11 protein-coding genes are annotated in these 12,058 nt (G+C 70.9%); 3 read left to right on the top strand and 8 right to left on the bottom strand.

What is annotated here, in order from left to right:
* Window positions 1-259 precede the first annotated feature (259 nt).
* The 4 genes from ACWDRB_RS43030 to ACWDRB_RS43015 all read right to left on the bottom strand — a co-directional run bounded on the left by ACWDRB_RS43030 (window position 260) and on the right by ACWDRB_RS43015 (window position 5,831).
* The gene (locus ACWDRB_RS43030) at window positions 260-1,075 is read right to left on the bottom strand and encodes a pentapeptide repeat-containing protein (protein ID WP_449903999.1); all 816 of its coding nucleotides are present in this window, start codon (window positions 1,073-1,075) and stop codon (window positions 260-262) included.
* 120 nt (window positions 1,076-1,195) lie between these two features.
* Entirely contained in the window at window positions 1,196-2,968 is a 1,773-nt protein-coding gene (locus ACWDRB_RS43025) for an NAD+ synthase (protein WP_355206211.1), read from the bottom strand.
* 33 nt (window positions 2,969-3,001) lie between these two features.
* Complete coding sequence (locus ACWDRB_RS43020) at window positions 3,002-4,492, bottom strand: BTAD domain-containing putative transcriptional regulator (RefSeq protein WP_449903995.1); 1,491 nt, start codon at window positions 4,490-4,492, stop codon at window positions 3,002-3,004.
* Between the two features lie 85 nt (window positions 4,493-4,577).
* Window positions 4,578-5,831 (bottom strand): MDR family MFS transporter, encoded by a 1,254-nt coding sequence (locus ACWDRB_RS43015; RefSeq protein ID WP_449903993.1) that lies wholly within the window; start codon window positions 5,829-5,831, stop codon window positions 4,578-4,580.
* Here ACWDRB_RS43015 and ACWDRB_RS43010 point away from each other — a divergent pair.
* Entirely contained in the window at window positions 5,830-6,795 is a 966-nt protein-coding gene (locus ACWDRB_RS43010; protein WP_449903990.1) for a DUF5937 family protein, read from the top strand. The two genes, ACWDRB_RS43015 and ACWDRB_RS43010, sit on opposite strands and share 2 nt — an antisense overlap.
* Here ACWDRB_RS43010 and ACWDRB_RS43005 read toward each other — a convergent pair.
* Both ACWDRB_RS43005 and ACWDRB_RS43000 read right to left on the bottom strand, forming a co-directional pair.
* Window positions 6,786-7,808, bottom strand: coding sequence for a terpene synthase family protein (locus ACWDRB_RS43005; protein WP_449903987.1), 1,023 nt, complete (start codon window positions 7,806-7,808; stop codon window positions 6,786-6,788). The two genes, ACWDRB_RS43010 and ACWDRB_RS43005, sit on opposite strands and share 10 nt — an antisense overlap.
* Window positions 7,809-7,852: 44 nt before the next feature.
* On the bottom strand, window positions 7,853-8,398 hold the full coding sequence (locus ACWDRB_RS43000) for an EF-hand domain-containing protein (RefSeq protein WP_363963327.1): 546 nt from the start codon (window positions 8,396-8,398) through the stop codon (window positions 7,853-7,855).
* A 153-nt stretch (window positions 8,399-8,551) separates the two neighbouring features.
* Between ACWDRB_RS43000 and glnA the strand changes: the two genes are divergently transcribed.
* Window positions 8,552-9,913, top strand: a complete 1,362-nt coding sequence (gene glnA / locus ACWDRB_RS42995; protein WP_350728779.1) for a type I glutamate--ammonia ligase — start codon at window positions 8,552-8,554, stop codon at window positions 9,911-9,913.
* Here glnA and ACWDRB_RS42990 read toward each other — a convergent pair.
* Window positions 9,910-10,260: a YciI family protein gene (locus ACWDRB_RS42990; protein ID WP_350728780.1), complete on the bottom strand. Its 351-nt coding sequence runs from the start codon at window positions 10,258-10,260 to the stop codon at window positions 9,910-9,912. The two genes, glnA and ACWDRB_RS42990, sit on opposite strands and share 4 nt — an antisense overlap.
* A 71-nt stretch (window positions 10,261-10,331) precedes the next feature.
* The gene (locus tag ACWDRB_RS42985) at window positions 10,332-10,922 is read right to left on the bottom strand and encodes an AAA family ATPase (RefSeq protein WP_449903982.1); all 591 of its coding nucleotides are present in this window, start codon (window positions 10,920-10,922) and stop codon (window positions 10,332-10,334) included.
* Between the two features lie 383 nt (window positions 10,923-11,305).
* Here ACWDRB_RS42985 and ACWDRB_RS42980 point away from each other — a divergent pair, with 383 nt between their 5' ends.
* Window positions 11,306-12,019 (top strand): PaaI family thioesterase, encoded by a 714-nt coding sequence (locus ACWDRB_RS42980; protein ID WP_350728782.1) that lies wholly within the window; start codon window positions 11,306-11,308, stop codon window positions 12,017-12,019.
* The last annotated feature ends 39 nt before the right edge of the window (window positions 12,020-12,058 follow it).

The following is a 12,058-nucleotide window of genomic DNA, read 5'->3' as shown; positions in this document are numbered from 1 at the left end:
ACGGAGCACGGAGCACGGAGCACGGAGCACGGAGCACGGAGCACGGAGCACGGAGCACGGAGCACGGAGCACGGAGCACGGAGCACGGAGCACGGACCACAGGCCCAGGACCGCGGACCACGGGCCCCGGAGCGCGGGCCCCGGGCCCCGGGCCCCGGGCCCGAGCTGTGTCGTCCGGGTGCGGCGTGAGCGCGGGGGACCAGAATGCTTGACACCGTTCGGAGTGTTCGGTGAGCGATGTGCGACTCAGGCTCAGCCCTCAGGACGGCAGGCCGAGTGCGCCTTCCAGGTGGGCCTTGCGGAAGGTTGTGCCGTCCAGTTGGGCGCCGGTGAAGTCGGCCTGGCGGAGGTCGGCGCCGGTGAAGTCGGCTGTCCGGAGGTCGGCGCCGGTGAAGCGGGCTTGGGGAAGGGCGGCGTTCTTGAAGTGGGCCGTACGGAGGTCCGCGTTGGTGAAGCGGGCCTGGGACAGGGTGGCGTCCGTGAAGTCGATGCCGCGCAGGTCCGTGCCCGACAGGTCGGTGGCGCGAAGGGTGACGCCGTCGGCGGCCACGGGGCCGGTGGAGACGGGGCCGCGGTCGGACTTGCGGTCGCGGCGGCCGAGCACGGTCAGGGCGGCCTCGACGGTCAGGTGGGGGCGGGGGGTCGCCTGGCCGCGGGCCCGGTCCTGCAGGTACGCGGCGATGCTCAGGGTCACCTTCCAGGCGAAGGACGGCGCCTCGTGGGAGATGTCCTCCAGTTCGTAGAGGCCCTGGACCCGGGCGCTGGAGTCGCTGGACCTGAGGTCCTTCAGCGCCTGGTCGTAGCGCGCCTGAAACTGCTTCTGGGTCTCGAGCGAGACGGTCTGGGAGCTGAAGTAGAACGTGCCGACCAGGCCCGCCAGGGAGAGCGCGGCGGTGACGAGGGAGCCGACCTGCATGAGCATCGTCCGGGTGGCGGTCACCGCCTCGGCCCGCTGGTCCGGCGCAAGCGCTTTGACGTCCGCGGTCATCCGGCGGGTGACGGGGCCGAGCAGCGCCCCGACGGCCACGGCCGAGCCGGCGACCACCACCCCGAGCACGATCATCAGAAATGTCATGGTGCGCCTCTTCCGCTGATAAGGCCCGGCGTCCGAAGGATCGGCCGGGCCATATTAGCGGCGAGGTAATGGCTGTTTCTTAGGTTGATCGTCGTGTTGGGATAAGAGCCCTATGGCCGATTAATCGGCGGTTTCGCGCCATCTGTTGGTGATGGGGAGGCGGCGGTCGCGGCCGAAGTTCTTCGGGGTGATCTTGGGGCCGGGCGGATACTGGCGGCGCTTGTACTCGGCCAGGTCGACCAGCCTGATGATCCTCGTGACCAGCTCCGGATCGTGGCCGGCCGCGATGAGCTCCGTCGAGCCCATGTCCTTCTCCACGTAATCGTCCAGCAGGCGGTCGAGGATTTCGTACGGCGGAAGGGAGTCCGTGTCACGCTGGTCGGGTCGGAGCTCGGCGCTCGGCTCCTTGGTGATGGAATTTTCGGGAATGGGGGTTTTCGCGTCGAGCAGGAATTGCGGCAGCGAATTGGCGTTGCGCCACCTCGACAGTTCCCACACCATCGTCTTCGGGACGTCCTTGATGGGGGCGAAGCCGCCGGCCGAGTCGCCGTAGAGGGTGGAGTAGCCCGTCGCCAGCTCGCTCTTGTTGCCGGTCGTCAGGACCAGGTGGCCGTGCTGGTTCGACAGGCCCATGAGGATCATGCCGCGTACCCTCGCCTGGAGGTTCTCGGCCGCCAGGCCCGAGAGCTCGATCTCCTTCTCGAAGGCGTCGACGATGTCGGCGATCGGGGCGATCCGGGAGTTGACGCCCTGCCTGCGGACGAGTTCCTCGGCGTCGGCCAGGGAGTGGTCCGAGGAGTAGCGCGAGGGCATGAGGACCACGTTGACGCGCGAGGGGCCGATGGCGTCGGAGGCGATGGTGGCGGTCAGGGCCGAGTCGATGCCGCCGGACAGGCCCAGGATGACCGACTGGAAGCCGTTCTTGGCCACGTAGTCCCGCACCGCCAGGACCAGGGCCGCGTACACCTCGCCGTGCAGGTCGAGGTGCTCCGCGATCGCCGCGGGAGCCGGTTCGTACGGCTCCAGGGGGTCCGAGGAGAGCACCAGGCGCTCGACGGTGATGGTGGAGCCGTCGCCCGCGTCGTACGGGAAGAAGCCCGGCTCGGCGTCCGAGACCGGCAGCTCCAGATCGACGGTCAGCAGCTCCTCCCGGAACTGGCCCGCCCGTGCCACCAGCTCGCCCGAGGCGTCCACCACGATCGAGTCGCCGTCGAAGACCAGCTCGTCCTGGCCGCCGACCTGGTTGACGTAGACGAGGGCGCAGCCCGCCTCGCGGGCCCGGCGCGCGCACAGCTCCAGGCGTACGTCGTCCTTCTCCTTCTCGTACGGCGAGGCGTTCGGCGAGATCAGCAGCCCGGCGCCCGCCTGGCCCACGACGGACACGGGGCCGCCCTCCTGCCAGAGGTCCTCGCACACCGCGATCGCCACGTCCACGCCGTGCAGCCGGAAGATCGGCAGCCGGTCGCCGCGCACGAAGTAGCGGTATTCGTCGAACACCCCGTAGTTGGGCAGGTGGTGCTTGGCCGTACGGGTCACCACCTGGCCCTTGTGGAGCACAGCGGCCGCGTCCAGCGGGGCGCCCTTCGGCTGGCCGACCCGGGGCGCCAGTCCGGCGCGGTCGACGTAGCCGACCACCACCGGCAGGTCGCCCAGGCCCTCCCGCTCCAGCCTGCGCGCCACCTCCTCCAGGGTCCGGATGCTGGCGTCCACGAAGGACGTACGCAGCACCAGGTCCTCCACGGGATAGCCGGTGAGGAACATCTCGGTGAAGACGACGAGATGGGCTCCACGATCGGCGGCGTCGCGGGTCCACGCGATCAGCCGCTCGGCGTTGCCGTCAAGGTCGCCGACGGACGGGTTCATCTGGGCCAGGGCGATACGCAGTTGTGCCACGTCGCCAAGCCTAGTACGGCGCGATTTTTATCGTCAAAGCGACGAAAAGGAAGTCTTTTCCCCGGGTGTCACAAAACCTGACTCATACGCGGCCATAACCAGCTGTGCGCGGTCGAACAGCCCGAGATGCTCCAAGAGCGACTTGACCATGATGGCCACCTCCTCCTCGGACAAGGAGAGCGTCTGGCCGATCTGGCGGTTCGTCAGGCCGCGGGCGACGAGTTTCAGCACGTCGAGCTGGGAGTCGGCGAGCCCGGCCAGCGCCGGGGGAGAGGCCGGGTCGACGCGTCCGGCGAACCCCGCGATCAGCCGGGTGGTGATCGTCGGGTCGATGAGCGCGTCCCCGGCGGACGCGGCCCTGATCGCGGCCAGGAACTGCTCGGGGGCCGACGTTTTCAGGATGAATCCACTCACTCCAGCACGTAGTGCCGCATAAAGGTTCTCGTCGCTGCCGAACGTGGTCATCATGATCACCTTCGGCGGCCGGTTTTCGGACAGGATGCGGCGGGCGGCGGCCAGGCCGTCCAGATGGGGCATCTGGATGTCGAGCAGCACCACGTCGGGGCCGGTCTCGGCCACGAGCGCGATCGCCTCCTCGCCGTTGGTCGCCTCGCCGACCATCGTCACGCCGGGCTCGGCGTCCAGCATCGCCCGCACGCCCGCCCGTACGAGCGCCTGATCGTCGGCCACCACGACCCGCAGCGGCGCGGCGCCGGAAACGGGGGCGGACACAGCGGCGGGCGCTTCCGCCGGAAGCTGCGGCGGCTCCTCGGGGGCCGGGGACTCCAGGCGCTGGGCGAGCATGTCGGCCTCCAGGCGCTGCAGCCCGGCCGACAGGTCGAGGCCCAGCTCGTCCCGCCACACCGAGCGCGCCCTGCGCAGCGCCGCCAGCGCGTCGCCCTGGCGCCCGAGCCCGTACAGGCCCGTGGCGAGCAGCCGCCAGGCCTCCTCCCGCAGCGGGTACGCCGACGCGTGCGCCTCCAGGTCGGCCACCAGCGACGTCGCCCGGCCCAGCGCCAGGCCGGCCCCGGCCCGGCGCTCGACGGCGATCAGGCGCAGCTCCTCCAGCCTGCCCGCCTCCGTCGCGGCCCAGCTCAGCTCGCCGAACTCGGCCAGCGCGGGCCCCCGCCACAGCCCCAGCGCCGTGTCCATGGCCGCCCACACCCGGCCCGGGTCGCCTTCCGACTTCACCAGGGCCTCGAACCGCCACGCGTCCACCTGCTCGGTCGCGGCCCGCAGGGCGTATCCGGGCGGTGCGGAGACCAGGACGCGGGCCTCCTCGCGGGGTGCGCGATCGGGTTCGAGGGCGCGGCGCAGGCGGGAGACGTATCCCTGGATGGTGGACAGGGCCTGTGCGGGCGGCGCGCCCGGCCAGAGCTCGTCGATGAGGGTGTTCACGGGTACGGCGCGGCCGCCGGCGACGAGCAGGCGCGCGAGCACCGCCCGCTGCCGCTGGCCGCCGAGATCGAGAGGGGCGCCGTCGGCCCAGGCCTGGAACGGTCCCAGCGCGGTGAATGTCAGCATGTCAGGCGTAACTTTAGAGGGAGACGGTTCCTGGGTATATGGCGAATTCTCCCAAGGTACGCGTCTCCCGTGACCCGGGATGCCGTCAGCGGCGCCTGATCGCGGGTCCGAGCAGCAGCATGCCCGCGGCCGACAGCACCCCCACCCCGCCGATCGTGAACCACAGAGCCTGGGAGCCGATCTCCAGCAGCGGCCCGCCGATCAGCGGCGCCAGCACCGCCGCCAGCGACCACGAGAACCCGAACAGCCCCGAATACCGCCCCCGCAGCTCGGCCGGCGCCAGCGTGGCCACGACCGCGCCCGGGATGCCCGCCGTGATGACCTCGCCCGCCGTCCACACCACGATCGTCACCACCAGCCCCAAGGTGGTCTCGACGAACGCCGTCATCGCGAACCCGAGCGCCATCACCGACAGCCCCAGCGCGAACATGCGGGCGGGGTCCCGGCGTCCCAGCCACCCCGACACCAGGGGCTGCACGATGACGATCAGGATCCCGTTCAGGGCCATGGCCACCCCGAACTCCCCGGCCGACAGCCCCACGACCTTCGTCATCGCCACCGGCAGCATGGTGAACGTCTGCGAGTAGACCAGCGCGTTCCCCAGCGCCACCAGCGTGAACCCGATCATCACCCGGTCCCGCAGCACCACGCCGAATCCGCCCGCGGACTCCCGCGCCGCCGGCCTGGTCTCGGGGACGGCCCGCCACACCAGCACGGCGAAGACCACGCTGGACAGGGCGTCGATCCAGAACAACCAGAGGAACCCGAGGCCGGCCAGCCAGCCCCCGGCCGTCACGCCGACCGCGTACCCGAGGTTGATCCCCCAGAACAGCAGCCCGTACGCCCGGGGCCGCTCCTCGGGCGAGACCAGGTCCGCGACGAGGGCGGACGAGGCGGGCCGGTAGATGTCCATCACCAGGCCGAGCACGAGCATCGAGGCCACGACCGCCGGCAGCGAGGAGCTGTAGCCGAGCGCCAGCATGGTCGCGCCCGTGGCCAGCATCCCGCCCGACAGCGTGGCGCGGCGCCCGATCCGGTCGGTGAGCACCCCCGCGACCAGCTGCGACAGCAGCGAGCCCACCCCGAACACGCCCATCACCAGGCCCGCCGCCGCCACCGACAGGCCGCGGCTCTGCGTCAGGTAGACGCCGGTGAAGGGCATGACCATGGTGCCCAGGCGGTTCACCACCGTACCGCCCCAAAGGGCCCAGAACGCGCGGGGCAGCCCGCCGATCTGGGACCGGAAAAACGACCTTCGCTCAAGAGTTGTGCTCGACACGCGACAAGCCTGATATGCCGGGTTTGTGGGGGCGAACGATTTAGTGCAGGCTAAAAGCATGCCGATCGAGTGGGTGCTGAAGCCGGAAGACGTGGCCCGGATCCGGTTCGCGTTCTCGCCGATGTGGGAGCTGGTCGCCAGCCTGCGCACCCTCCAGGGGCCGTCCAGGCAGTCGATCCACCTGCCCTGGCTCAAGGCCGTACGCCCCCGCCTGGCGGCGCTGGACCTGGCCGAGCTGTTCGCGCTCGTGCCCGCGACCGGCTACATGGCCGACTTCATCACGCCGCCGCCCGACACGCCGATGCCGGAGTTCGCCGCCGAGCTGGAGCGGGTCAGGAGCGCGGATCCCGGGCAGGCCCGCGAGGAGGCGGCGAAGATCGTGGGGACCGACCGGGCCGTGCTGGAGCGGTTCATGGCCGACCCCGAGGCGGGCGTGGCCAGGGTCGCCGCCACGCTGGAGGCGTACTGGGAGGCGTGCTTCGCGGAGTTCTGGCCCCGCGTGTACGGGCTGCTCGAACGGGACGTGCTGCGCCGGTCACGGCAGCTCGCCCAGGGCGGGGCGCGAGAGCTGTTCGCCGCGCTCGATCCGGCCGTGGTGTGGACGGGGGAGCGGCTGCTCATCGACCGGCCCTGGTGCGAGGCGGGCGGCCTGCACGGCGACGGGCTGGTGCTGGTGCCCAGCGCGTTCTGGGGACCGGCCGCCGTGGCGGTGATGACGGCGCCGTACCAGTCGATGCTGGTCTACCCCGTGCTCGGCGTCGGCACGCTGTGGGAGCAGGGCCCGCCGCCCGCGCCCGGCGCGCTCGCCGCGCTGATCGGCAGGAGCCGGGCGCAGATCCTGCTCGCCCTCGCCGAGCCCGCCACGACCTCGGCCCTGGCCACACGCATGGCGCTCACGCCCGGCGCGGTCAGCCAGCACCTCGGGGTGCTCAGCGGCGGCGGGCTCACGGTGGGGATGCGGGTCGGCAAACAGGTCGTCTACCGCCGCACCCCCACGGGCGACACGCTGGCGGGTCACGCGTAGCGCTTGGACTCCAGCAGCCAGTCGAGGTGGGCGCGCGGCGCCGCCAGGTACGCGCAGGCGACCTTGCTGACGTCCCTCGCCTCCTTCGGCGCCAGATCATCCAGCGGCAGCCGCCTGGCGGCCTTGTGCATGTCCTGGCAGCGCGCGGCGATCCGGTCGAGCACCCAGGCCGTCGCCTCCCGCTCGCCCAGCCCGAGCTGGCGCATCGCGAGCACCACGAAGTTGTGCACGTCGCCGCGCTCCTTCGGCCGGGAGGCCACGTCGTTGCACCACGCCGTGACGTCGCTGCACGCGCTCACCAGCTGCTGCCACGGCTCGCACTCGTGCACCCACACGGGCACCTCGACCCGCAGGCACGGCTCCACCAGGTCATAGAGGTACGGCCCCACGGTGCCCCTGCGCAGCGCCGGATATTCCTCCAGCGTCGGCATCCGGCCCGCCGCCCGGTTGTCGGCCTCGGTACGGCACGCGTCGTGCTGGCGCCGCAACCCGACCGCGAACCTGGCCCGCCACCGGTCGCTCATCCGCGCGCTCGTCACCCGCCACAGGTCCGCGAACGCCGCCTCCAGCGGATGCCGGGCCGCGCCCCTGAGCATGCCGTCGAAGATGTCCAGCGGGCAGGAGCCCTCGTCCAGCTCGTCGTCCAGGTGGAACAGCCACGTCAGCCACTGCGCGAACAGCGCCGCCGCGGCAGCGTCGAACTCGGCGAACGCCCGGCCCGCCATCCGGTGGTAGCCCACGCCCGGGGCGGCCCGCAGCCCGGTCCTCCTGGCCCAGTCGATGACCGCGGCCTCGATCGCGTACACGGCCGGGTGCATCCGGCACGGGGCCGCCATCGCGGGCACCCGCTCGGTGAGCGGCAGCAGCGCCATCGCGGCCGAGCCGCCCCTGCGCGGCAGCGGCAGCACCGAGGTCAGGGCCGAACGCAGCGCGGTACGCACCGTCGCGAACACGGTGGTGCCCCCGGTGGTGCCCCCGGTGGTGTTCGCAGTGGTGTTCTCAGTGCTCTTCACAGTGGTCTTCGCAGCGGCCTTCACGCCGGTCCTCACGCCCGCCTTCACAGCGGGCCGAAGAGCCAGTTGCCCGCGGCATTGGGGTCGGCGCCGCGGTAGTAGTCGGAGGCGGCCTGGACCAGCTCGTCCACGGTGAGCGTGCCCCTGCCCTCGCGGTCGAGGCGGTCGAAGGCCGCATCGACGTCGTCGTACGCCACGCCGAACGCGCTCAGCATCGTGCGGAAGTCGCCCGGGCCGATCTCCCCGTCGCCGTCGCCGTCGCACAGTTCGGCGACCGCCACCGTCGCGGGCCTGAACACCGCGTCGTACTGGTCGCCCGTGACGAACGCCGCCACCATCCCGGCCCGGAAGTCCGGGCGCGCGATCCCGAAGTCGATGTCACGCTCGAGCGCCTTCGACAGCGCCGACCAGATCTCGTCGAAGCCGTCGACGAGGCTGGCCCCGGTGACCGAGGTGGGGGACTCCCCGAAGCCCACCAGGATGCGGGCGCCCAGACCCAGCAGGTCCTCCCGCTCGACGACGCCGTTGCCACTCGCGTCTATGTGGTCGAATGCCCGATCTAGCTTGTGATTGAGCAGGTCGATGGCCACCAATGCCTCCCCCGAGACTGACTGCGTGATCACAGTAAGCTCGGGGCGGGGCCTTTGTCAGCGAGGCTCGCACCGGCACCCCCCGTAACGTGTGCGAAACACGGGCGCGGCATGCTGGTAGCTGGACCTGTACTGACAGATAGAGGGGACGCCGTGGACCGCCAGCAGGAGTTCGTGCTCCGCACGCTCGAGGAACGCGACATCCGGTTCATCCGGCTGTGGTTCACTGACGTGCTCGGTTTCCTCAAGTCAGTGGCCATCGCCCCGGCCGAGCTCGAAGGCGCGTTCGCCGAGGGCATAGGTTTCGACGGCTCGGCCATCGAGGGTTTCGCGCGTGTCTACGAGTCCGACATGCTCGCCAAGCCCGACCCGGCCACGTTCCAGATCCTGCCCTGGCGCAGCGAGACGCCGGGCGCGGGCCGCATCTTCTGCGACATCCTGATGCCGGACGGCTCGCCGTCGCACGCCGACCCGCGCTGGGTGCTCAAGCGCACCCTCGCCAAGTGCGCCGACATGGGCTTCACCTTCTACACCCACCCGGAGATCGAGTTCTTCCTGCTGAAGAACCGCCCGGAGGGCAGCGAGCGGCCCGAGCCGATCGACTCCGGCGGCTACTTCGACCACACGCCGCACAGCGCCGGCCACGACTTCAGGCGCCAGGCGGTGCTGATGCTGGAGTCGATGGGCATCTCGGTGGAGTTCAGCCACCACGAGGGCGCCCCCGGGCAGCAGGAGATCGACCTGCGCTACGCCGACGCGCTGACCACGGCCGACAACATCATGACCTTCCGCCTGGTCATGAAGGAGGTCGCCCTGGAGCAGGGCATCTGGGCCTCCTTCATGCCGAAGCCGTTCACCGAGCACCCCGGCTCCGGCATGCACACCCACATGTCGCTGTTCGAGGGCGACCGCAACGCCTTCTACGAGGCCGGGTCCGAATACCGGCTGTCCAAGATCGGCCGCTCGTTCATCGCCGGGCTGCTCAAGCACGCCGCCGAGATCACCGCCATCACCAACCAGTGGGTCAACTCCTACAAGCGGCTCTGGGGCGGCGCCGAGGCCATCGCGGGTCAGGGCGGCGAGGCCCCCTCCTACGTGTGCTGGGGCCACAACAACCGCTCCGCCCTGGTCCGGGTGCCGATGTACAAGCCGCACAAGGGCGGCTCGACGCGCATCGAGTTCAGGTCGCTCGACTCGGCGTGCAACCCGTACCTCGCCTTCGCGCTGATCCTGGCCGCGGGCCTGAAGGGCATCGAGGAGAGCTACGAGCTGCCCGCCGCCGCCGAGGACAACGTGTGGACGCTGACCAGCGCCGAGCGGCGGGCCCTCGGCATCCAGCCGCTGCCCGGCTCCCTCAACGACGCGATCGCGGTGATGGAGCAGAGCGAGCTGGTGGCCGAGACGCTCGGGGAGCACGTCTTCGACTTCTTCCTGCGCAACAAGCGCGCGGAGTGGCGCGAATACCGGCGGCACGTCACCGAGTTCGAGCTCGGCCGCTACCTGCCGGTGCTCTAGACGGCTCCCTGAAACTCGCGGACCTCGATGGGCAGCAGGGCCACGGCCCCGGCCAGCTTGCGGGCCCATTCCAGGGCCGCGTCCATGTCGGGCGCCTTGATGATCGTGAACCCGCCGATGTGCTCCTTGCCCTCCACGTAAGGGCCGTCGGTGGTGAGCGGCTCGCCGTCGCTCATCCGCACCACGCGGGCGCCGGAGGGTGACTGGAGCGCGCCCGAGAAGACCCAGACGCCCGCGTCCCGCATCTCCTGTTCGACGGCGCCGATGTCGCGCATGATCGGGTCCAGGACCTCGGGCGGGGGCGGGGGCCCGTCGGGCTGCTGCATGCTGAGCACGTACTGCTTCATGTGACTTTTCCTTTCCGTCACCTCTCACACGAACGCGGTGCGGCCGTATCGACATCCGGCGCGCGGAAATCTCATCGCGTGCGTGTCGGCGTCCGGTCGAACACGATCTCCTGGAGCAGCCCGGCCTGGACCCGGTCGACGATGAACGCGCCGGTGGCGGGCCCGGGGTCGCCGGACTTCACCCTGGCCGACAGGCTCTCCCACCTGCGCCGATGGCGCGCGAACGTCCGGGGCGCGACCACCCGGCCCCTGGCCAGCTGCCCCGCCAGCGCCTCCTCCGGCGGCGCGTCGAGCAGGAGCAGGTGGAAGCTCGCCCGGTGTCTGCGGGCCAGCCAGGCGAAACCCCGCAGCACGTACGGCGCGCAGCCCCGGTTGTGGGCGATGATCGAGTGCCCCAGGACCAGGGCGCGGCGGATGCGGCTCAGGTGGGTGACGAAGACCACGACGCGGCGTAGCGGGCCGGGGGCCCAGCCGAGCCGCTCGTGCCAGTGCCGCTTGGACTGGTAGGTGTCGATCACCACGACCGTGCCGACGGTGACGGGCAGGCTCTCCGCGCCGTGCAGTCCGTACAGGCGCCGCAGCAGCGTGGTCTTCCCCGCGCCCGGCAACCCCGTCAAGATGACCAGCGACCCCGGCGGAAACCGCAACCTCGCCGCCTGCACAGACCCACCCCCGCTTCTGTCGTGTTGCTTACAGCTTCTCCGAGGTTGGCCCCGGACGCGCACTTGGGATCGGCGGTTTTGTCACGGGCCAAGGGAAACCCGGGATAGGGTAAAGGGAACGCCTTGATCGGCCTCACATCGGGGAAGCCCGAAGTGGGGCCGATTTTCGTTGCTTCTAACCTCCGGGTCACATCCCGGCGATGTGTGGCGCATAGCGTGTCGGTGGGTGGGAAGTTTCGGGCCCCTTCGAGGCGTTATGTGGTGGTGTCGATCAGCCTCAGGACCCCCGAGATCTGGTGAAACCGGGCGTCCAGTAAAATCGGCCTGCTTCTATTGACATTTCTGGACTTGTCGCCGTACGTGGCGATATTGGAGGGTGTGGCATGACGACGTCTGCCCTGCAGACAGTGCTGACGGTTCCGGAGCGCTTCCGGGGCCCGGCGGGAGTCGCCAACGGCGGCTGGATCGCGGGCACCATGGCGGAGGCGCTGAACGGGGGCCGATCAGCGGTCGAGGTCACGTTGCATGCGCCGACCCCTTTGCGAACCGAGTTGCGCCTGGAGCACGTCGCCAACTCCGTCTCCCTCTACGACGGCGACAAGCTGCTGGTCGAGGCCATCCCCGTGGCCGAGGACCTGGAGGGCCCGGGGTTCGTGCCGTTCAACGACGCGGCCCGCGCCGAGGCGGGGTTCGTGGGGCTGAAGGCGCACCCGTTCGCCGAGTGCTTCGCCTGCGGGCTGCGCGAGCCCGGTGACGGCCTGCGCATCTTCCCCGGCCCGGTGGAGGGCACGGACCTGGTGGCGGCCGGCTGGCGGGTGCCGTTCACGGTGACGGGCGAGGACGGCGTGCCCGCCTCGATCGTGGGCGCCGTGCTCGACTGCATCACCGGCTGGGCCCACTTCGGCCCGGGCGAGAGCGCGCTGCTCGGCCGCCTGGCCGTGCAGATCCACCGCCCGGTCCACCCCGGCGGCCGCTACTCCGTCGTGGCCCGCCCGACCGGCCGCGACGGCCGCAAGATGTACGGCCAGAGCGCCATCTACGAGGCGGACGGCACGCTGGTCGCCGCCGCCCGCGCCACCTGGATCGCTCCACGCTGACCTGCGGTCCCGGCGATCTCGGAGAACGGCCCCTGAGCA

The organism is Nonomuraea sp. NPDC003707, from assembly GCF_053587055.1.
Note: the sequence above shows the minus strand (reverse complement) of the source record. Positions and strands in the feature narration are given on the sequence as shown.

Excerpts from the sequence above, each read along its gene's own strand:
- ACWDRB_RS42980 (WP_350728782.1), top strand. The coding sequence starts at position 11,306 with ATGACGACGTCTGCCCTGCAGACAGTGCTGACGGTTCCGGAGCGCTTC.
- ACWDRB_RS43015 (WP_449903993.1), bottom strand. The coding sequence starts at position 5,831 with ATGCTTTTAGCCTGCACTAAATCGTTCGCCCCCACAAACCCGGCATAT.
- ACWDRB_RS43010 (WP_449903990.1), top strand. The coding sequence starts at position 5,830 with ATGCCGATCGAGTGGGTGCTGAAGCCGGAAGACGTGGCCCGGATCCGG.
- ACWDRB_RS43020 (WP_449903995.1), bottom strand. The coding sequence starts at position 4,492 with ATGCTGACATTCACCGCGCTGGGACCGTTCCAGGCCTGGGCCGACGGC.
- ACWDRB_RS43030 (WP_449903999.1), bottom strand. The coding sequence starts at position 1,075 with ATGACATTTCTGATGATCGTGCTCGGGGTGGTGGTCGCCGGCTCGGCC.
- ACWDRB_RS42990 (WP_350728780.1), bottom strand. The coding sequence starts at position 10,260 with ATGAAGCAGTACGTGCTCAGCATGCAGCAGCCCGACGGGCCCCCGCCC.